A 19,776-nucleotide genomic window follows, 5' to 3' on the forward strand; every position below is an offset into this window, starting at 1 on the left:
TCAAATTCGATAGCCGAGGTAGTCCGGCAGCCAGAGCGCGATGCCGGGGAAAACGATCACCAGCAAAAGCGCGCCGCCCATCGTCAGCATCAGCCAGAGCACCCAGGGGACGGTGTGCTCGATCGGAACGCGCGCGATCCGCGCGGTGATGATCAGGTTGACGGCGACCGGCGGCGTGAACTGCCCGATGGCGATATTCATCGCCATCAGGATGCCGAACCAGGTGAGGTTCCACTCGAACGCCATGGCGATCGGGATGAGGAGCGGCAGCGTGATCAGATAGATCGAGATGCCGTCGAGAATCATGCCGGCGAACAGCAGGAGCGCCATGATCATGACGAGGACGACCATGCTGTCCCCGCTGAACGCGAGGATCGCGGCGGCGGCCTGATCGAACGCGCCGAGCGTCGAGCCGGCCCAGGCGAAAAGCCCGGCGAGCGAGATGATGACCATGATCACCGCCGATGTCTCGGCGCTCTCGGCCATCACGCGCCAGACGTCGCCGAGCCCCATGGTCCGGTAGAAGAAAACTCCGACGAAAAGCCCATAGGCGACCGCGACCGCCGCCGCCTCGGTCGGGGTGAAGAGGCCGGACCGGAGCCCGCCGAGAATGATCACCGGCGCCAGAAGCCCCGGAACCGCATCGCGGAGGCTGCGCCAGAAGGGCGGACGGTCCGCGTCCTCCGCAGCGCCGAAATTCTTCACCCGGCTGATCAGCAGCGTCGGGAGTATCACCGCGAGCCCGGCGATGACCCCCGGGAAAAGCCCCGCCGCGAACAGCGCCCTGAGGTCGACCCCCGGCACCAGGATCGAATAGACGATCAGCGCGATCGAGGGCGGAATCAGGATCGCGGTGGAGGCCGAGGCGGCGATCAGGCTGGCCGAGAAGGCGCGGGGATAGCCCGCCTTCATCATCGACGGGATCATGATCGTCGCCACCGCCGCCGCGTCGGCCGGCCCGGAGCCGGACATGCCGCCCATGATCAGGCAGACCAGCGTCGCGACGATGGCGAGCCCGCCCCGGCGCGGCCCGACGACGGCCTGCGCGAAGGTGACGAGCCGCGCCGCGACGCCTGAACGCTCGAACACCATGCCGGTGAGAACGAAGAGCGGAATCGCGATCAGCGGATATTTCGCGACCGCGGCGTAAGTGTTGGTCCCGATCATGGCGACCGTGTTGAGATCCAGCCCGACCGCGACCGCCGCCGTCCCGGCGAGCCCGAGCGAGACCGCGATCGGCGCGCCGATCACCAGAAGGACGATGAACGTCCCGAGCAGCAGGAAATTCGCGGCGATCACAGGCGGCCCCGGAACAGCGCGATCAGGCGCCCCGCGACCCGCCCCATGATCGCGAGGCTGAGGATCGGCAGCCAGACCGTGTAGATCCAGTTCGGATAGCCGAGCCCGGGCGACGTCTCCTCGAAGATGAACTCGTCCCAGCTGAGTTCGGCGCTGTAATAGAAGACGAGCGCGAACATCAGGAAGGAGGCGAGGAGCGCCAGGGTCTCCGCGATCTTGCGCATCTCCGGCGGAAGCCGCTTCAGGATGAAGGTGATGCGGATGTTCTCATCCGTCGCGAAGGCGAGCGAGGCGCCGGCGAAGGTCATGATCACCAGCAGGAAGACGGAAAACTCCTCGGTGAAGGCGAAGGAATAGTCCGTCACGTATCTGACGACGACATTGGAGAAGCTGATCAGGCAGATCACGGCCATCGCCGCCGCCGCCACCGACCGTTCGATCGAGATTGGAACACGGGTGTGCGTCGTCGCCGGGCGGGCGAGCGCGCCTTCGTCGATCTCGTCGCTCGACGGGCCGGTCTCGGACATCACGCTCTCCAGATGCGGGGCGGGCGGCGCGCCGCCCGCCCCCCGTCTTCAGATCACCGGTTGGCGATCGACTCTTCGGCCATGTCGACGAGGTCCGAGCCGATCTGCTCTTTCCATTTGGCGTAGACATCGCGGGTGGCGTCGACGAAGGCCTGCCGCTCCGCATCGGTCAGCGTGACCACCTTGACGCCCTCGGCTTCGACCGCCTTGATAGCGGAATCGTCACCCCCGGTCAGCCCGTCCCGCGCGATCTCGACGCCCTTCGCGCCGGCGTCGAGCGCCGCCTGCCGGACGATCTCCTGGTCCTCGGGCGTGAACGATTCCCATACGTCGTTGTTGACCGCGAAGATCAGCGGGTCGGCCACATAGCGCCAGAGCGTGAGGTTGGTCTGGCCGACTTCGTAGATCTTGGCGACGGCGAAGACCGAGAGCGGGTTTTCCTGCCCGTCCACGGCGCCGGTGCTGAGCGCGGGCTTCGCGTCGGCCCAGCTCATCTGGGTGGGATTCGCACCGAGCGCGGTGAAGGTGTCGTTGAAGAGCGGCGAGCCGACGACGCGCATCTTCAGCCCTTCGAGGTCAGCCGGCGTATGGATCGGGCGCCTGGAGTTCGACACCTCGCGAAAGCCGTTCTCGGCCCAGGCGAGCGGCTCGACGCCCTTCTCCCGCAGGATCTCGAACAGCTTCTCGCCCACCGGCCCCTGCGTCAGCGCGTCGATCGCGGCGTAGTCCGGCATCAGGAACGGCAAGGAGAAGATGTTCAGCTCCTTGATCTGCGGCGACCAGTTGATGGTGGAGCCGACCGCCATGTCGATGACGCCGCGGCGCATCGCGGTGAATTCCTTGGTCTGATCGCCCGAGACGAGCTGCGCGCCCGGGTAGACCTTCATCTTGATCCGCCCGTCGGTCCGCTCGCCCACCATCTCCGCCCATGTTTCCGCGGCGATGCCCCATGGGAAGGGCGCCGGCACCACGGTGGAGATCTTGTATTCCGCCTTGTAGTCGGCGGCGAGCGCGGGCAGGGCGGTCATCGCGCCGAGCCCGGCCGCGAGCCCGGCGATAAGCGCGGTGTTCAGGATACGCATGTCTGTCTTCTCCCTTTTTTCCGTTATTTTCAGTTTTCGAGCAGGTTTCGCGCCGCGGCGGCGATGGCCGCGGCGGTCACACGCGCCTCGTCCTCAAGCACCGGCGCGTAGCTGATCGGAATGCGCGGCGCGCCGAGGCGCTTCACCGGCGCCTTCAGCGCCTTGTGCATGTGTTCAGCCACGCTCGCCGCGACTTCGGCGCCAAACCCCGCGACCGCGACCGCTTCATGGGTCACGATCAGCCGCCCGGTCTTCGCGACGCTGGCGAAGACCGTGTCCCGGTCCCAGGGCCAGAGGGTCCGGAGGTCGATCACCTCCGCTTCGATCCCGCCCGCCGCAAGGCTCTCCGCCGCCTCCATCGCGGTATGGACCGTCGCCGACCACGAGACGATGGTCAGATCCGCGCCTTCGCGCGCGATCCGCGCCTTGCCGAATTCACCGACAAGCCCCTCCTCCGGGGCCTCGCCCTCCAGCGGCCAGAGCCCCTTGTGCTCCATGAAGACCACGGGGTCATCGGCGCGGATCGCCGCCTTCAGCAGCGCGTAATTGTCCGCCGGCGTGGCCGGCACCGCGACCACAAGCCCCGGGATATGCGCATACCACGCCTCCAGCGACTGCGAGTGCTGCGCGGCGGAGGAGCGCCACATGCCGATCGGCTCGCGCACCACCATCGGCACCCGGGTCTGGCCGCCAAACATGTAGCGCGCCTTGGCCGCCTGATTGACCAGCTCGTCCACGGCGCAGAGCGCGAAATCGGAGAACCGCATCTCGACCACCGGCCGCGTTCCCATCATCGCCGCGCCGACCGCGGCGCCCATGATGCAGGATTCGGAAATCGGCGCGTCGGAGATCCGATCGGGGCCGAACTCCTCCGCCAGGCCCTTGTATTGCCCGAAAACGCCGCCCCGCCCGAGATCCTCGCCAACCGCCCAGACCAGCGGGTCGCGGCGCATCTCTTCGGCCAGCGCCTTCCGGCCAGCCTCGATATAGGTGATCGTCGCCATCAGAACGCCCTCACGCGCGGATCGCCGATATCCTGAATATCGGTGTATGCGAGCGCCTTCGCCGGCCAGTCGGTCGCCTTGGCGGTCGCGTAACAGTCGCTCATCTCCTTTTTCGCGTTCGCGGCGATGGCGTCAAGCTCGGCGTCGGTCGCGCCTGCGCTTGAAAGCACGTTACGGACCCGCGCGATCGGGTCGCCGCGCCAGCGCTCCTCCACCTCTTCCGCCGGCCTGTAGGCGGCGGCGTCGGCGCTGGTGTGGCCGGTCAGGCGATAGGTGCGCGCGAGAAGAAAGCGCGGCGCGCCGCGGCGGGCTTCGTCGATCAGTTCGCGCGCGATCTCGTCCACCGCCAGCACGTCGTTCCCGTCGACCTCCGCGGTCTTGATCCCGATCGACGCCGCGCGCGCGGCGGGGCCGGGGCCCGAAGTCATCGCCCGGGTCCGCGTCGTCGCGGCGAAACCGTTGTCCTCGCAGACGAAGAGAATCGGCAGGCCGAACACGCCGGCCCAGTTCAGGCCCTCGAGAAACGGGCCGCGATTGGTCGCGCCGTCGCCGAAGAAGCAGACCACGACCTCGTCGCCGCCCTTCAGCTTGATCGCATGGGCGGCGCCGGCGGCGATGTTGATGTTCGCCGAGACGACGCCGTTCGCGCCGAGCATCCCGACCTCGAAATCAGCGATATGCATCGAGCCGCCCTTGCCCTGGCTGAAGCCGCCGGCGCGGCCGAAAAGCTCCCGCATCATCGCCAGAGGATCGGCGCCCTTGGCCATCGTGTGCCCATGGCCTCGATGGGTCGAAAGGATGATGTCTTCGCGCCGGAGATTGCCGCAAACGCCGGTCGCGACCGCCTCCTGACCGATGGAGGGGTGAATCGCCCCCAGCACCAGCTTCTCTTCAGCGGCGCGCATCGCGACCAGCTCAAACTCCCGTATCCGACACATTTCCCGAAAATGACCGAGGTGACGGTCCATATCCAGGTTGGACGCGCGTGACGATTGCTCCACTGATGACACCCTGTCATTCCCCTTTGACGATGTGATTTCGTCCCTTGAGACAAGAGAATGCGGCCGCTTCTGCGGCTCACTCCCATCCGCCTCATGTCCGGATGCGTCCCGCCTTATGGAACGTGTTGACGTTAAATTGGAACAATATGCTCGTCAACTCGCCGCGCGATGCCGCGGCCGGCTCAGAGCCGCGCCGCGCCCCTGTCGCCGCGCGCCATCCGCCGCTCCAGCCAGCGCACGCCGCGCGACGCGATCAGGATCAGCACCAGATACTCCAGCACCAGGAAGGAATAGATCTCCAGCGGCCGATACTCCGTCACCACAAGCTCGTTCGCGCGCCGCGTAAGCTCCGACAGCCCGATCACGGACAGAAGGGACGAGGTCTTGAGCATGTAGACGAACTGATTGCCGAGCGGCGGCAGGATCCGCCGCACCGCCTGCGGCAGGATGATGTAGCGCAGCTTGTCCCGGTAGTTGAGGCCAAGCGCGTCCGCCGCCTCGCGTTGGCCCGGGTCGATGGACTGGAGCCCCGCGCGGAAGATCTCCGCCTCGAACGCGCTGTCGCAAAGCGCGAGCGCGATCACCCCGGCGACGAACACCCCGAGCTGGATCCCCAGAACCACCGGCACGCCGTAATAGACCCAGAGAATCATCACCAGCATCGGGATCGAGCGGAAAAGCTCGATATAGGCGCGGCTGGCGCCCGCGAGATAACGGTTCGCGGAAAGCGTCGGCAGCGCGAACAGCAGGCCGAGGGTCACCGAGAGACAGATCGAGACCACGGCCACCGAAATCGTCAGGCCGAGCCCTTTCGCAAGGAACATGATGTTGGTGACGCCACGCTCATCGAATGGCGAGACGACGTGCCAGCCCCAGGAATAATCGCCGCCCGCGCACCCGCCGAGAAGCAGGAGTAAAGAGAGCGCGATCGCGTGGCGGCCCGTATGCGACATGGCTGACGGCTCCGTTCAGTGCGACAGGATCTGATCGAGAAAGAGGCGGGTGCGCGGATTGCGCGGCGCCGAGAAGAACTCGTCCGCCGGCGCCCGCTCGACGATCTCGCTCTGGTTCATGAACACCATCACGTCCGCCACCTTGCGCGCGAAACCCATCTCATGCGTGACGCAGATCATCGTCATGCCCTCGGTCGCAAGTTCGGTCATCACGTCAAGGACTTCGCTGATCATTTCAGGGTCGAGCGCCGATGTCGGCTCGTCGAAGAGCAGGATCTTCGGCCGCATGCAGAGCGCCCGCGCGATCGCCACGCGCTGCTGCTGGCCGCCGGAAAGCTGCTCGGGGTATTTCTTCGCCTGCTCGGGGATGCGCACGCGCTCCAGAAGCTGCATCGCCATCGCCTCCGCCTCGGCGCGCGCCATGCCGCGGACCCGCACCGGCGCGAGGGCGAGATTGTCGAGCACGGTCATATGCGGGAAAAGATTGAACTGCTGGAAGACCATGCCGACATCCCTGCGAATCGCCGCGAGATTTTCGGTGTCGTCCGTCAGCTCGATTCCCTCGACGAAGATCTCGCCGGCGTCATGAGATTCAAGCCGGTTGAGACAACGTATGAGAGTCGACTTTCCCGACCCGGACGGGCCGCAGATAATGACTTTCTCGCCGTTTTCGACACGAAGATCGATATTTTTCAGCGCCTGATACTTGCCGTACCACTTATCCACCGCCCGCATCTCGATCATCGGCGCCGTGCGCGCCCGCTCCGTCATCGGCATTTCCTTTCACGCCGCACAGTGAAGCGCGTGCCTTGCAAGATGTCAGCCAGATGGACGACACGCCACATGATACCGCGAAAGCGCGAGCGGGTCTCCCCCGCCGGCGCCTTCGCCAAGTCGACGTCGTGACCGATCCGCCCGCGCCGGCGCCGCCAGGCGCCCCGCCTCGTCTGTTCCAGCGTCTATTCCAGCAGCACCACACCCCATTTTTCGTTCAGCGCGTCAAAATACCCGCTGGTCTTTTTCAGGTAGATCCAGGTGTTCAGGTAATTGATCCAGATCGGGTCCCCGATCGGCGCGAGGAACGTCATCGGCAGGGCGCTGCGCACCTGATTGGGGAAGATCATCTTCAGTTCGCTGTAACGCTCCTGCAGGCCCGAAGCCTCGACCAGCGTCGTGACGGTGTAATCCGAGCGGCCGGCCAGAACCTCCTGCCAGCCGGTGCCCGGCGCCTCGACCCGGCGCATCTGCGCGTTGGGGAGCGCCGCGCGGATGTAGTCCTCCATCGTGGTGCCGAGGGTGACGCCGGCGGTCTGATCCGCTTGATCGAGATCGTCCCAGCTCTGATATTTGTCGACGTTCTTTTTCAGAACCACCGGCACGAAGCCGTTCATGCCCCATGAATCGGTCAACCCGACCACCTTCGCCCGCGCCAGGCTCATCGACGCCGGCATGGCGACATCGTATTTGCTCGCCTGAATTCCGGTGATGATCGTCTTCCATTCCGTCGTCACGAACTCGACCTTGACGCCGAGGTCCTTCGCCAGCTCCCGCGCGGCGTCGACCTGATGGCCGACGAACTCCTCCTCGCCCGGCTCCCTGTAGGTCATCGGGTAATAGTCCCCGGTCATGCCGACCCGAAGCACCCCCCGATCCTGAATCTCGAAGAGAAGGGATTTCGCGCTCGAATCCTGCGCCTCCGCCGCGCCCGCGCCGAGAAGCCCCGTGACGCCGGCGGCCAGCGCCAGCCCGATCGCCGAATGTCTCCAAAAACTCATTCCTAACGTCTCCTTGCCGGCCCTTGTTCTTTCATTGGATGCATTTCTGTCGGCGAAGTTCCGCCCTGCGCGCTCCCGCGCCGATATGCGGCGAGAACCGGCGCCCCTGACGGGCCCGAACGCGCCCCCGCACCCCGATCATCCGCGCGGCGGGCGGCCTCGCACGGTCATCGACGATCTTGTCGAGATGCGAGGCCGCCCGCTCCGCGCGCCTATTTCAGCAGGACCACGCCCCATTTCTCGTTCAGCGCGTCAAAATACCCGCTGGTCTTTTTCAGATAGATCCAGGTGTTCAGGTAATTGACCCAGACGTAGTCCTCGATCGGCGCGAGGAACGCCATCGGCAGGGCGCTGCGCGCCTGACGGGGGAAGATCATCGCCAGTTCGCTGTAGCGTTCCTGCAGCGCGGACGCCTCGATCAGCGTCGTCACCGTGTAATCCGAGCGGCCGGCCAGAACTTCCTGCCAGCCGGTGCCCGGCGCCTCGACCCGGCGCATCTGCGCGTTGGGCAGCTCGGCCCGGATGTAATCCTCCATCGTCGTGCCGAGGGTGACGCCGGCGGTCTGATCCGCCTGATCCAGGTCGTCCCAGCTCTTGTACTTGTCGATGTTCTTTTTCAGGACGATCGGCACAAAGCCGTTCATGCCCCATGAATCGGTCAGCGCCACCACCTTCGCGCGCGACAGGCTCATCGAGGTTCCGCTCATGGCGACATCGTATTTGCCGGCCTGAAGCCCGGTGATGATCGTCTTCCAATCCGTCGTCACGAACTCGACCTTGACGCCGAGATCGTTCGCCAGCTCCCGGGCCGCGTCGACCTGGTGGCCGATGAACTCCTCTTCGCCCGGCTTCCTGAAGGTCATCGGGTAATAGTCGCCGGTCATGCCGACCCGAAGCACCCCCCGGTCCTGAATCTCGAAGAGAAGAGATTTCGCGCTCGAATCCTGCGCCTCCGCCGCGCCCGCGCCGAGAAGCCCCGTGACGCCGGCGGCCAGCGCCAGCCCGATCGCCAAGTGTCGCAAAAATCGCATCCTCAAATCTCCTTGTTTGCGCCGGCCCTCTCGTCAGACGCCTTCCAGCCGACAAAGTTCCCGCCGCCGTCGTCTCGCGCCGAAATCTGACGAGAGACACTCTCGTCCAGACCGCAAGGTCAATACAATGCTCAACCTGAGAAGTAACGATTGCGCGCCGTCACATCATATTGGCGGGAGCTGGTCCGTGGGACCGGCCGCGCGCGCCCGCTCCGCGTCCAGAGGCGCCGGCTTCTTGCGGGCGATCCGGCTCATCACGAAGACGAAGAACGCCGGGACGAAACTGAGCGCGAAAAGCGTCGCGGCGATGATGCCGCCGAAGACGGCGATGCCGATCGCGTTCTGGCTCGCCGAACTCGCCCCCGTCGCGAAGGCGAGCGGCGTGACCCCGAGGGTGAACGCGAGCGACGTCATCAGGATCGGGCGGAACCGGATTCGCGTCGCCTCCAGCATCGAATCGATCAGGGAGCGGCCTTCGGCGGCGATGTCCTTGGCGAATTCCACGATCAGGATGGCGTTCTTGGTCGAAAGGCCGATGACGGTGATCAGACCCACCTTGAAATAGACGTCGTTCGCCATGCCTTGCGACAACACCGCCAACACAGCCCCGATCGCGCCGAGCGGCACCACCAGCATCACCGAAAGCGGGATCGCCCAGCTCTCGTAAAGCGCGGCGAGGAGAAGGAAGATGAAGACGACGCTGAGCCCGATCAGGGCCGCGGCCTGATCCCCGGATTCGATCTCCTGCAGCGATTGGCCGGTCCATTCGAAGCCGAATCCGGCCGGGAGCGCCGCGACCAGCCGCTCCATTTCCTCGATCGCCGCCCCGGAAGAGTACCCCGGCGCCGCCGAGCCCGAAATCCGCACCGCAGGATAGCCGTTGTAGCCGACGATCTGAAGCGGGCCCCTGATCCAGTCAACCTCCGCGAACGCCTTGAGCGGGACCATGCCGCCATGCACGTTCTTCACATTGAGATCCAGAAGATCGTCGGCCGTCATCCGCGCCGGCGCGTCGGCCATCACGGTCACCCGCTGCATCCGGCCCGCATTGGGAAAGTCGTTGATGTAGGTCGAGCCGAAATTTGTGCTGATCGCGGAATTGATATCGGCGAAAATGACGCCGAAAGCGTTCGCCTTCTCCCGATCGACGACGAGGCGCACCTGCGCCGCCGACGGCAGGCCGCTGACGCGGAGCCCGGTGACGACAGGGCTCTCGGCCGCAGCGGCGAGAAGCTGCGCTTTCGCCGCGTCGAGCGCCTCCTGACCGGCGCCGTTCCGGTCCTGAAGACGGAAGTCGAATCCCGCGCTGGTCCCGAGACCCTGAATCGCCGGGGGCGACAGGGCGAAGGCGATGGCGTCATTGATGCCGAAAAGCTTCCCCGTCACACGTTGCGACAAGGCGGCGGCGGAATCTTCGGGCTCGCGCTCCGACCAGTCCTTCAGCGAAACGAAAGCGAGCCCCGCATTCTGCCCGACGCCGGAGAAACTGAACCCGAGAATCGCGGTCACATGCTCCACCGCGGGCTCGGATCCGAGCACCGCCTCGACCTTCTTCATCACCTCGAGCATGCGGGTCTGGCTCGCCTCGGGCGGAGCCTGAACATCGACCAGAAGAAAGCCCTGATCCTCGTTCGGAAGGAAGGCGGAGGGAAGCTGGACCCAGCCGAAGGCGAGGCCGCCCACAAGAACGAGATAGAAGGCCATCATCGCCCCGGAGCGACGCGCCGAGAACGAGGCCACGCGGCCATAACCGCGCGTCAGGCGGTCAAAGCCGCGGTTGAACCAGCCGAGCGGCCCGCGGCGCGCGGCGTGGCCGCCCTTTTTCACCGGCCTCAGGAAGCTGGCGCAGAGCGCAGGAGTGAGAGAAAGCGCGAGAAAGCCCGAGAACAGGATCGAGACCACCATGGTCAGGGAGAACTGCCGGTAGATCACGCCGACCGACCCGGGGAAGAACCCCATCGGAATGAAGACCGCCGAGAGCACGAGAGTGATGCCGACGATCGCCCCGGTGATCTGCGACATCGCCTTTTGCGTCGCCTCGCGCGGAGGCAGCCCCTCCTCGGCCATGATCCGCTCGACATTCTCCACCACGACGATCGCATCGTCGACGAGAATGCCGATCGAGAGCACCATCGCGAACATGGTGAGCACATTGATCGAGAAGCCGGCCGCCAGCAGCACCGCCGTCGTCCCCAGAAGCGCGACCGGCACGACGAGCGCCGGAATCAGCGTGTAGCGGAGATTCTGCAGAAACAGCAGCATCACAAGAATGACGAGGCCGAGCGCCTCGACGAGAGTCTGGAACACCTTCTGGATCGACAGGTCGACAAAGGGAGCGGTGTCGTAAGGCACCTGATAGGTGATGCCCTCCGGGAAGAACCGCGACAGCTCCTCCATCTTGTCGCGCACCGCCTCCGAGACCGCCAGCGCGTTGCCCGTGGGCGAGAGCTGAATCCCGAGCACCGCCGCCGGATTGCCGTTGAGCCGGGAGGAGAAGTTGTAGCCCTCGGCTCCGATCTCCACCCGCGCAACATCGGAAAGAAGAACGGCGGAGCCGTCCTCATTGGCGCGAAGGACGATCTTTTCGAACTCCTCGACGGAGGAAAGCTGCCCGTCCACCAGCACCGTCGCGGTGATCTGCCGCCCCGCCGGGTTCGGCGGGCCGCCGATCTGTCCGGCGGCGACCTGCGCGTTCTGCGCGCGCACCGCCGCGATCACGTCCTCGGCGGAGATGTTCAACCCGAGCATCCGGTCCGGCTCCAGCCAGATCCGGAGCGCGCGCTGCGAGGCGAAGACCCGCGCCCCGCCGACGCCTTCGATCCGTCGGATCTCGCCGACCACATTTCGGCTGAGATAGTCGCCGAGCCCGACCTGGGAGATCGATCCGTCCTCGGAGATGAGCGCGACCACCATCAGGAACCCGGAGGACGCCTCGTCCACCTGAACGCCGAGCCGGGTCACCGTCTCCGGAAGGCGGGCCTCCACGCGCTTGATCCGGTTCTGGACGTCGATGGACGCCTGGTCGAGCGAGGTGCCCGGCGCGAAGGTGGCGTCGATGGAGACGCTGCCGGTCGCGCTCGATGTCGATTCGAAATAGAGAAGTCCGTCGACGCCGTTCAGCTCGTCCTCGATCGGGCGGGTCACGCTCTGATAGAGATCCTCGGGCGACGCGCCGGGATACGATGTCTCGATCGAGACCTGCGGCGGCGCGACGGCCGGATATTGCGACACCGGCATCAGCGGCAGCGCCAATCCTCCCGCGAGCGCGATGAAGATCGCGACGACCCACGCGAAGATCGGACGATGGACGAAAAATTGAGCCATACTGGGCGGTCCTCAGCCGGCGCGCCCGGCGGCGCCCGTGATCTGCAGCGCGGCGGCGCCGCTCCAGGGTTCCGGCGCGACCGGCGCGCCCGGCCCGATTTTCTGGAACCCCTCGACGATCACCTTGTCGCCGGGGGCCAATCCGTCCTCGATCACCCGTCTCTCGCCGACGACGCGGCCGGCGGTCACGGTTCGAAGCTCCGCCTTGTTTTCCGCGCTGACCACATAGACCTGGGCTTCGCCGCCGCCGCCGCGCTGGACCGCCTGCCTCGGGACCGCGAGCGCGTCCTTCTCCACGCCCTGTTCGATCAGGACCCGAACATACATGCCGGGCAGGAGATCCCCCTCCGGGTTCGGAAATTCGGCCCGGAGCGTCACCTGGCCGGTGCTGGCGTCGACCACCGACTCGGAAAAGAGAAGCCGCCCGATATGGGCGTATTCCGAGCCGTCGTCGAGGAGAAGGCGGATCGCCGCCTCGCCGCTCTCGGACCGTACGAGCTGGCCCGCGTCCTGAGCGCGCCGCAGCGCCAGAAGCGCCTTCGAAGGCTGGGTGAAATCCGCATAGACCGGATCGAGCTGCTGGATCGTCGCCAGACTTTCCGGATCGTTGGGTGAGACGAGCGCGCCTTCGGTGATCCGCGCCCGGCCGATGCGGCCGCTGATCGGGGCCCGGACTTCCGAGCGCCCGAGGTCGATTTCAGTGGCCGCCACCTCGGCCTTCGCCACGGCGACGAGCGCGTTTGCGCGCGCGAGGCCGGCGATGGCGTCGTCATACTGCTGGGCGCTGACCACGTTGCGCTCCCGAAGCTCGACCTGACGCCTGGCGGATTGCTCCGCCGCCTTCCGCGACGCCTCCGCTTCGGCGAGAACGGCTTTCGCGCGGTCCACCGCAACCTGAAACGTCTCCGGGTCGATCCGGTAGAGCACGTCGCCCTCTTCAACGGCGGCGCCCTGGGTGAAGACGCGGCTGATCACGATGCCGGAGACGCGCGCGCGCACCTCGGCGATACGCGTCGGCGCGATTCGGCCCGGCAATTCGTTGATCACCGGAATCGCCTCCGGCGCCACCTCGACGACAGCGACCTTCTGCGGCGGCCGCTGCCGCGCCTGGCCTTGGGCGGGGGCGTCCGTCTGACCCAGACCGACATATTCCAGACCGCCATATTGCAGGAACGCGAGAGCGAGACCGGCGGCGACGATCAGACCGAAGAGGAATGTCAACCATCGCATCGGGAGGCTCCTTCAGATTCGGGCGCGGCGGGCGCCTGTTCGGCCAACCAGGCGATATCCGCGAGCACGCGTCGGCGGTTTTCCGCGTCGAGGCGGAATACGTCGAATCGTTCGAGACAGTGAAGCCCCTCCAACGCCAAAAACGCCAGAAATGCGCCGCGCGGCTCGGTGGATGTATCCATAATGTCGCGCACGCAATGCGCGTAGTGAGCGCGGATCGGCTCCGCCAGCTCATTCTGCCGCGCGAGCGCGGCGGCGAATGAAAGGATGACCGCCCGCTCCTCCTCCGTCGGCGCGCGTCCGGCGCGGGCGACATGGGCGCGGATGGCCGCATCGCGCGCGTCAGGGCCGAGAGCGGCGCGGAATGCGGCGCTTTCTGCGCTTTCCGCGGCGAGCCGACGCTCGATCAAGGCTCCGATCAAGCCGTCCTTGCTCTTGAAATCATAAAGCACGGTCGCCTTGCTGACGCCCGCTTCGGCCGCGACCGCGCCCAGCGTCAGCCGCGCGGCGCCAAGCCGGCGCGCCGCCGCCTCGGCGGCGTCAAGAATCTCGTCACGCTCCAGCGCGCGGGGCCGACCCATCGCGATTCTCCAAATTCCAACCGTTCGGTCGGATATGAAGCGGAGGCGGTGACGCGTCAACCGCCGCGGGCGCGCCCTTACGCGAGGGAATGCGCCGAACGCCCCGCCCAGCGCGCCGCCGCGCGCCCCGCGAGACGCCCTGTCGCCATGCTCGCCGTCAGAAGATACCCGCCCGTCGGCGCCTCCCAATCGAGCATTTCCCCGGCGACGAAGACGCCGGGCCGGGCCAGAAGCATCAGGCCCTCGTCCAGCGCCTCGAATTCGACCCCGCCAGCGCTGGAGATCGCCTCCGCCAGAGGCCGGGCGCGCAGAAGCGGGAGCGGCAGCGCCTTGATCAGGGCGGCGAGCGCGAGCGGCGCGTCCGGGGCCTCCGGGGCGAGCTCCCGAAGGAGCCCGGCGCGGACACCGACGAGGCCGATGGTCTTGCGAAGATGATTCGCGCGGGAATTCCGCCCACGCGGCCGCCCCAGCCGCCGCGCGAGGGTTTCCACGGTCCGATCCGGCGCGAGATCCAGCGACAGCGCGGCGGGCCCGGTCGCCAGCGCGTCGCGAAGCGGAGCGGAAAGCGCGTAGATCGCGCCGCCCTCGACGCCGGAGGCGGTGATCGTGAACTCGCCCCGAACCCTGCGGCCGCCATGGGAGAGCGCCGCCGCCTTGACCGGCGCGCCGGCGAATCGCGCCCGAAAATGCGCCGACCAGGCGCAATCGAACCCCATGTTGGCCGGGCGGAGCGGCGCGACGGAGGCGCCCGCGGCCTCCAGAAGCGGAACCCAGGCCGCATCCGAGCCCAATTGCGGCCAGGACGCGCCGCCAAGCGCGAGAACGGTCGCCCGCGCGTCGATCCGGCGCGGGCCCGACGGCGTCTCGAACGTCGCCCCGCCGTCCTCCCACCCGGTCCAGCGCCAGCGCGTCCGAAGCTCGGCCCCGCGATCCGAGAGCCGCGCCAACCATTTTCGCAGGAGCGGCGAGCCCTTCATGGCTTTCGGGAAAACCCGGCGGCTGGAGCCGACGAACAGCGGCTCGCCAAGATCCTCCGCCCAGTCGATCGCCGCGTCGGGCCCGAACGCCTCCAGCGCGGCGCCGAGCCGCTCGACCCCGATCGCCTGAGCGAACCGGGCCGCCGGCTCCGCCATGGTCAGGTTCAGGCCCGACTTTCCGGCCATCAGAAACTTTCGGGCGGGGCTCGGCTTCGCTTCGAGGATGAGAGGCGGCGCGCCCGACTCAGCCAGCGCCTCCGCCGCCGCCAGCCCCGCGGGGCCCGCGCCGATCACGATGGCGCCGCGCTCCTCCGCCGCCCCGCGCCCGGCGCCGTTCAAAACGAATACGGGCCCCGTCCCGGATCGACCGAAACATGCGTGGTCCTGAACGCGCCGATCCATTCATGAATCAGGAATCCGCCGGTCTCCACCATGAAGCCCACCTTCGCCTCCGGCCGGTAGTCGACTGCGATGGCGTGCGCTGTCGAAGGCGCGGTCAGCGCCGGCCAGCCTCCCGCGCTCCCGGTGATGTGGCGGTGGACATGGCCGCAGATCACCCGCGTCTCCGCGCGCCGCCCTTCGAGGATCCGCCCGAACTCCTCGGCGTTGGCGAGGCCGATCCGGTCCATGAACCCGACGCCGGTGAGGAAAGGCGGGTGATGCAGCGCGACCAGAGCCGGGCGGTCGGCGGCGTCATCGAGCGCGGCGCGGAGGAACTCCAGAGAGTCCGCGCCGAGCGCGCCGCCGGCCTGCCCCTCCACCAGCGTATCGAGGCCGATGACCCGGAAATCCTTCAGATCCAGGACCCAGTCGATCGGGCCGGCCGCAGGCGTCAGCGGGTTGTCGGCGAAAGCGGCGCGCAGCGCTTCGCGCCGGTCGTGATTGCCCGGAATCGCCGCGAAGGGCGCCTCGATGGCATCGAATATCGCCCGATACGCGCGATAATCCTCATCCCGCCCGAGATCGACGAGATCGCCGGTGGCGAGGATCAGGTCCACCGGCCCGATCAGCGGGATCAGCTCGCGAATCCGCTCGAGCGCGCGTTCAAGACGTTCGCGGGTGTCCACCTGGCCGCCGACGAGCGCGGGCGGAGCGACGATATGCATGTCGGAAATCTGAATTATGCGCGTCATGAGGACCCCCCTGCTCACCGCTTCGCGGCGGTTTACACCGATGGGCGGCGACCGTCACGTCTCCCGGCGCAGCGGGCGGGAGAGAAGCGCCGCCATCTCCTCATCCACGTCGCTCTCGCCGGCGGCGAGACGGGCGACGGCGGCGATGATCGGCGCCTCCACGCCGAGGCGCGCGGCGAGCGCGGCGCTGGCCGCCGCCGTCGCCACGCCTTCCTGGGTGACGCCGGCCGCCGGCGGCTCCCCCCGCCCGAGCGCGAATCCGAAGGCGAAGTTCCGCGATTTCAAGCTGGCGGCGGTCAGCGCGAGGTCGCCAAGCCCCGAAAGCCCGGCCAGCGTCTCCGCCCGTCCGCCCTTCGCGGTCGCGATCCGGGTCATCTCCGCGAAGCCTCGCGTCATCAGCGCCGCGCGCGCGCTGTCGCCGAGGCCGCGGCCGATCGCGGCGCCGCAGGCGATGGCGATGACGTTCTTCAGCGCGCCGCCGATCTCCGCGCCGATGACGTCGTCCGAAAGGTAGGGGCGAAAGGCCGCCCCGGCGAGCCGCGCCTGCGCCGCCCGGCCGGCGTCGGCGTCGGTCGCGGCCAGCGTCACCGCCGTCGGCAGGTCGGCGGCGATATCGGCCGCGAACGACGGACCGGTCAGCGCCATGAATGGGCGCGGCGGGCCGATCTCGGCGGCGATCTCGCTCTGAAGCGCGCCGCCGTCGGTCTCCAGCCCCTTCGCGGCGAGGATCAGCGGCGCGCCCTCCGGGATGGCGCGCGCATAGGCCGCCAGCACCGCGCGCGTCGCCTGCGCCGGAACCGCGAGGATGACGAGATCGGCCCCGCGAAGCCCCGCCGCGACGTCGGTGGAGACCCCGTCGGCCGGGCGACGCCCCAGAAGCGCGACCGGCCCGCTCATGGCCGCGACATGCGCCAGCGCGCGCCCGAAGGCGCCGGCGCCGAGCACCGCGACGCGGGGGAAGGGCCGGGGCTCAGGCACGAGGGCCCTTCTTGCCGCCGCCGAGCATCGGCGCCGCAGCTTCATCCAACGGCCAGCGCGGCCGCGCCCGAACCGGCCCGCCGCGCTCGCCCAGCGCCCAGCGCTCCGCCGCCGCCCACGCGATCATCGCCGCATTGTCGGTGCAGAGCGCCAGCGGGGGCGCGGAGAATTCGAAGCCGAGCCCGGCCGCCGCCTCGTGAAGCGCGCCCCGGATCGCCCGGTTCGCCGCCACGCCGCCGGCGACCGCAAGCCGCCGCCCGCCTGCGGGAAGGGCGCGCTCCGCCACAAGCAGCGCCATGGCCGCCCGGGTCTTCGCCGCCAGAAGATCCCGCACCGCCGCCTGAAACGAGGCGCAGAGATCGGCGCGATCCGCCGCGCGAAGCCCGCCCGAGGCGGCGACAAGCTCGTCGCGCGCGCGCAGCACCGCGGTCTTCAGCCCGGAAAACGACATGTCGCATCCCGCGCGGTCGAGAAGCGGGCGGGGAAACGCGAACCGCGTCTCATCGCCCGCCATCGCCTCGCGCTCCACTTCCGGCCCGCCCGGATAGCCGAGGCCGAGGAGCTTCGCGATCTTGTCGAACGCCTCGCCCGGCGCATCGTCGATGGAGCCGCCGAGCCGGCGATAGACGCCGGGCGCGCTCACCTCGATCAGCTGACAATGGCCGCCCGACACCAGAAGAAGAAGATAGGGCGCCTTCATCCCGTCGGTCAGCCGCGGGGTCAGCGCATGGCCTTCGAGATGATTGATTCCGATCAGCGGCAACCCTGCGCCCGCGGCGACGCCTTCGGCGCACATCACGCCCGCCAGCACCCCGCCGATCAGGCCGGGCCCCGCGGTGACGCCGATCAGGTCGATCTCCCGCAGGCTCGTTTGCGCCTTCTCCAGCGCGGCCTCGATCGCGAGATCCAGCCGCTCCGCATGGGCGCGGGCCGCGATCTCGGGCACCACGCCGCCGAAATCGGCGTGAAGGCCGTTCTGCCCGATCACCACGCTGGAGAGAATTTCCCCGGGGCCCGACGCGCCGGACGGGCCGAGCTTCGCGCGAACCACCGCCGCCGCAGTATCGTCGCAGCTCGATTCGACACCGAGCACCATGATCCGTTTCATGCGCCGCACCCGTGCGCGAGGGTTTCGCCCAATCAGCGCCGCGCCGCCAGATTGCGCGCCGCCGAGCCACGGGGTAGAGGGTTTTCCATGACGACGCAAACTCCGACCTCGGCACCGTCCCCGACCCCGACTCCGGACGCCCCGCTCCGGATTGGCGCGCGCGGCTCGCCGCTGGCGATGGCGCAGGCGATCGAGGCCCGCGACCGCCTGATGGCGGCGCACGGGCTCGCCGAAAGCGCCTTCACGATCACGGCGATCGCCACCACCGGCGACAACGTGCAGGATCGGCCGCTATCCGAGATCGGCGGCAAGGGGCTTTTCACGAAGGAGCTGGAGGTGGCGTTGCTCGATCGGCGGATCGACATCGCGGTGCATTCGATGAAGGACGTCGCGACGGTGCTGCCGGCCGGCCTGATCATCGCCGCGCTTCTGCCGCGCGAGGATCCGCGCGACGCCTTCATCTCTCTCCGGCATGAGAGCTTCGACGCGCTTCCGCGCGGCGCGACGATCGGCACGTCTTCGCTTCGACGCGGCGCGCAGGCGCTGGCGCGGCGGCCGGATCTGAAGGTCGTCGGATTCCGCGGCAACGTGCAGACGCGGATGCGAAAGCTGAACGAAGGCGTGGCCGACGCCACCTTCCTCGCGGTCGCCGGGCTGCATCGGCTCCGCGCCGACATCACGGCGGCGCCGATCCCCGATGACGTGATGCTGCCCGCCGTCGCGCAAGGCGCGATCGGGATCGAGACGCGGGCCGACGACGCGGCGACCCGGCGCCTTCTCGCGCCGCTGAACGATCCGGAGACCACGGTTCTTCTCACCGCGGAGCGGGCGTTTCTGCGCGCGCTCGACGGCTCGTGCCGGACGCCGCTGGCGGGGCTCGCCTCGCTGTCGGGCGGGCGGCTCCGATTCCGGGGGGAGATCCTGCGCCCCGACGGCGCGCGCCGGCATTTCACGAGCCGCGAAGGCGCGCCGGAGGACGCGGAGGCGATGGGGCTCGACGCCGCGGCGGAACTGCGGGCCGCCGGCGGCCCCGGTTTTTTCGACTTCTGAGCGGGGCGGACGCGATGCCCCGCGTTCTTCTCACCCGGCCGCAGGCCCAATCCGAAGCGTTCGCCACCTCCATCGCCGGGCTGGGATGGGACGCGTTGATCTGGCCGGTGATCGAGATCGCGCCGACGCTCTTCTCGGCCCCGGATCTGTCCGGCGTCGACGCGCTGATCTTCACGTCCGCGCGCGGGGTCGAGGCGCTCTCACGTTTCGGCGCGCCCGATCTGCCGGCGTTCTGCGTCGGCGCGGCGACGGCGGCGGCGGCGCGGCGCGCGGGCTTCACCGAGGTGACCGCCGCCGGCGGCGACGCGGTCCGGTTGCTCGAATTGTTGAAAGCGCGCGCGCGCGGCCGGCTCATGCACATCCGCGGGCGCGACGCGGCGGCGGATATCAAGGGCGCGCTCCGCGCGCACGGGATCGACGCCGATGAAATCATCGCCTATGCTGCCGAGCCCGCAGCGCCGCCATCGGACGGCGTAGACGCGACGGTTCGTGCGGGAGACGTTGAGATGGCGATGTTTTTTTCTCCGCGGAGCGCGCGTATCTTCGCGGCGACCGCGCCGGCCGCATGGCGGAGCGCCTATCCGGCGATGCGCGCGGCGACGATCAGCGAGGCGGCTGCGGCGCCGCTCCTGGATCTCGGCTTCGCCGACATCCGAGCGGCCGCGCATCCCGACGCCGACGCCATGCGGGCGTTGCTGCGGAGCGCCGCTTGACCTCGGCGGC

General features: G+C 68.2%; 18 protein-coding genes. 2 read left to right on the forward strand and 16 right to left on the reverse strand.

Annotated features, from left to right (window positions below; genetic code table 11):
• The 16 genes from WG921_RS13585 to tsaD form a co-directional block, all read right to left on the reverse strand.
• Positions 1 to 1,299: a TRAP transporter large permease gene (locus tag WG921_RS13585; protein ID WP_340109786.1), complete on the reverse strand. Its 1,299-nt coding sequence runs from the start codon at positions 1,297 to 1,299 to the stop codon at positions 1 to 3.
• On the reverse strand, positions 1,296 to 1,826 hold the full coding sequence (locus WG921_RS13590; RefSeq protein WP_340109787.1) for a TRAP transporter small permease: 531 nt from the start codon (positions 1,824 to 1,826) through the stop codon (positions 1,296 to 1,298). The genes WG921_RS13585 and WG921_RS13590 overlap by 4 nt, the downstream gene beginning before the upstream one ends.
• Positions 1,827 to 1,879: 53 nt before the next feature.
• A complete protein-coding gene (locus tag WG921_RS13595) occupies positions 1,880 to 2,908 on the reverse strand; it encodes a DctP family TRAP transporter solute-binding subunit (protein WP_340109788.1) in 1,029 nt (342 codons plus the stop codon).
• 29 nt (positions 2,909 to 2,937) lie between these two features.
• On the reverse strand, positions 2,938 to 3,912 hold the full coding sequence (locus WG921_RS13600) for an alpha-ketoacid dehydrogenase subunit beta (RefSeq protein WP_340109789.1): 975 nt from the start codon (positions 3,910 to 3,912) through the stop codon (positions 2,938 to 2,940).
• On the reverse strand, positions 3,912 to 4,880 hold the full coding sequence (locus WG921_RS13605) for a thiamine pyrophosphate-dependent dehydrogenase E1 component subunit alpha (protein ID WP_340109946.1): 969 nt from the start codon (positions 4,878 to 4,880) through the stop codon (positions 3,912 to 3,914). The genes WG921_RS13600 and WG921_RS13605 overlap by 1 nt, the downstream gene beginning before the upstream one ends.
• A gap of 215 nt (positions 4,881 to 5,095) precedes the next feature.
• Positions 5,096 to 5,866: an amino acid ABC transporter permease gene (locus WG921_RS13610; protein ID WP_340109790.1), complete on the reverse strand. Its 771-nt coding sequence runs from the start codon at positions 5,864 to 5,866 to the stop codon at positions 5,096 to 5,098.
• Positions 5,867 to 5,881: 15 nt separating this feature from the next.
• Positions 5,882 to 6,637 (reverse strand): amino acid ABC transporter ATP-binding protein, encoded by a 756-nt coding sequence (locus WG921_RS13615; protein WP_340109791.1) that lies wholly within the window; start codon positions 6,635 to 6,637, stop codon positions 5,882 to 5,884.
• Between the two features lie 188 nt (positions 6,638 to 6,825).
• Positions 6,826 to 7,641 (reverse strand): transporter substrate-binding domain-containing protein, encoded by an 816-nt coding sequence (locus WG921_RS13620; RefSeq protein WP_340109792.1) that lies wholly within the window; start codon positions 7,639 to 7,641, stop codon positions 6,826 to 6,828.
• Between the two features lie 212 nt (positions 7,642 to 7,853).
• Positions 7,854 to 8,672 carry a transporter substrate-binding domain-containing protein gene (locus WG921_RS13625; RefSeq protein ID WP_340109793.1) on the reverse strand — a complete coding sequence of 273 codons (819 nt, stop codon included), beginning with the start codon at positions 8,670 to 8,672 and terminating at the stop codon, positions 7,854 to 7,856.
• Between the two features lie 165 nt (positions 8,673 to 8,837).
• On the reverse strand, positions 8,838 to 11,996 hold the full coding sequence (locus tag WG921_RS13630; protein WP_340109794.1) for a multidrug efflux RND transporter permease subunit: 3,159 nt from the start codon (positions 11,994 to 11,996) through the stop codon (positions 8,838 to 8,840).
• Between the two features lie 12 nt (positions 11,997 to 12,008).
• On the reverse strand, positions 12,009 to 13,226 hold the full coding sequence (locus tag WG921_RS13635; RefSeq protein WP_340109795.1) for an efflux RND transporter periplasmic adaptor subunit: 1,218 nt from the start codon (positions 13,224 to 13,226) through the stop codon (positions 12,009 to 12,011).
• Positions 13,214 to 13,807, reverse strand: coding sequence for a TetR/AcrR family transcriptional regulator (locus tag WG921_RS13640; RefSeq protein ID WP_340109796.1), 594 nt, complete (start codon positions 13,805 to 13,807; stop codon positions 13,214 to 13,216). The genes WG921_RS13635 and WG921_RS13640 overlap by 13 nt, the downstream gene beginning before the upstream one ends.
• A gap of 77 nt (positions 13,808 to 13,884) precedes the next feature.
• Complete coding sequence (locus WG921_RS13645) at positions 13,885 to 15,078, reverse strand: TIGR03862 family flavoprotein (RefSeq protein WP_340109797.1); 1,194 nt, start codon at positions 15,076 to 15,078, stop codon at positions 13,885 to 13,887.
• A gap of 41 nt (positions 15,079 to 15,119) precedes the next feature.
• A complete protein-coding gene (locus WG921_RS13650; protein WP_340109798.1) occupies positions 15,120 to 15,917 on the reverse strand; it encodes a phosphodiesterase in 798 nt (265 codons plus the stop codon).
• A 54-nt stretch (positions 15,918 to 15,971) separates the two neighbouring features.
• Entirely contained in the window at positions 15,972 to 16,895 is a 924-nt protein-coding gene (locus WG921_RS13655) for an NAD(P)H-dependent glycerol-3-phosphate dehydrogenase (protein WP_340109799.1), read from the reverse strand.
• Positions 16,888 to 18,003, reverse strand: a complete 1,116-nt coding sequence (tsaD, locus tag WG921_RS13660; RefSeq protein WP_340109800.1) for a tRNA (adenosine(37)-N6)-threonylcarbamoyltransferase complex transferase subunit TsaD — start codon at positions 18,001 to 18,003, stop codon at positions 16,888 to 16,890. Before tsaD ends, WG921_RS13655 begins: the two co-directional genes overlap by 8 nt.
• 87 nt (positions 18,004 to 18,090) lie before the next feature.
• On the opposite strand from tsaD, the gene hemC reads away from it, so the two are divergent.
• A complete protein-coding gene (hemC, locus tag WG921_RS13665) occupies positions 18,091 to 19,053 on the forward strand; it encodes a hydroxymethylbilane synthase (RefSeq protein ID WP_340109801.1) in 963 nt (320 codons plus the stop codon).
• Between the two features lie 14 nt (positions 19,054 to 19,067).
• Positions 19,068 to 19,766, forward strand: a complete 699-nt coding sequence (locus tag WG921_RS13670) for a uroporphyrinogen-III synthase (RefSeq protein ID WP_340109802.1) — start codon at positions 19,068 to 19,070, stop codon at positions 19,764 to 19,766.
• The last annotated feature ends 10 nt before the right edge of the window (positions 19,767 to 19,776 follow it).

The organism is Paludibacillus litoralis (assembly GCF_037646705.1).
Lineage (GTDB): Bacteria > Pseudomonadota > Alphaproteobacteria > Rhodobacterales > Rhodobacteraceae > Pikeienuella > Pikeienuella litoralis.

Bases quoted from the DNA above. Each gene is read 5' to 3' on its own strand.
- WG921_RS13590 (WP_340109787.1), bottom strand. From the start codon at position 1,826: ATGTCCGAGACCGGCCCGTCGAGCGACGAGATCGACGAAGGCGCGCTC.
- WG921_RS13595 (WP_340109788.1), bottom strand. From the start codon at position 2,908: ATGCGTATCCTGAACACCGCGCTTATCGCCGGGCTCGCGGCCGGGCTC.
- WG921_RS13600 (WP_340109789.1), bottom strand. From the start codon at position 3,912: ATGGCGACGATCACCTATATCGAGGCTGGCCGGAAGGCGCTGGCCGAA.
- WG921_RS13605 (WP_340109946.1), bottom strand. From the start codon at position 4,880: ATGGACCGTCACCTCGGTCATTTTCGGGAAATGTGTCGGATACGGGAG.
- WG921_RS13610 (WP_340109790.1), bottom strand. From the start codon at position 5,866: ATGTCGCATACGGGCCGCCACGCGATCGCGCTCTCTTTACTCCTGCTT.
- WG921_RS13615 (WP_340109791.1), bottom strand. From the start codon at position 6,637: ATGACGGAGCGGGCGCGCACGGCGCCGATGATCGAGATGCGGGCGGTG.
- WG921_RS13620 (WP_340109792.1), bottom strand. From the start codon at position 7,641: ATGAGTTTTTGGAGACATTCGGCGATCGGGCTGGCGCTGGCCGCCGGC.
- WG921_RS13625 (WP_340109793.1), bottom strand. From the start codon at position 8,672: ATGCGATTTTTGCGACACTTGGCGATCGGGCTGGCGCTGGCCGCCGGC.
- WG921_RS13630 (WP_340109794.1), bottom strand. From the start codon at position 11,996: ATGGCTCAATTTTTCGTCCATCGTCCGATCTTCGCGTGGGTCGTCGCG.
- WG921_RS13635 (WP_340109795.1), bottom strand. From the start codon at position 13,226: ATGCGATGGTTGACATTCCTCTTCGGTCTGATCGTCGCCGCCGGTCTC.
- WG921_RS13640 (WP_340109796.1), bottom strand. From the start codon at position 13,807: ATGGGTCGGCCCCGCGCGCTGGAGCGTGACGAGATTCTTGACGCCGCC.
- WG921_RS13650 (WP_340109798.1), bottom strand. From the start codon at position 15,917: ATGACGCGCATAATTCAGATTTCCGACATGCATATCGTCGCTCCGCCC.
- tsaD (WP_340109800.1), bottom strand. From the start codon at position 18,003: ATGAAACGGATCATGGTGCTCGGTGTCGAATCGAGCTGCGACGATACT.
- hemC (WP_340109801.1), top strand. From the start codon at position 18,091: ATGACGACGCAAACTCCGACCTCGGCACCGTCCCCGACCCCGACTCCG.
- WG921_RS13670 (WP_340109802.1), top strand. From the start codon at position 19,068: ATGCCCCGCGTTCTTCTCACCCGGCCGCAGGCCCAATCCGAAGCGTTC.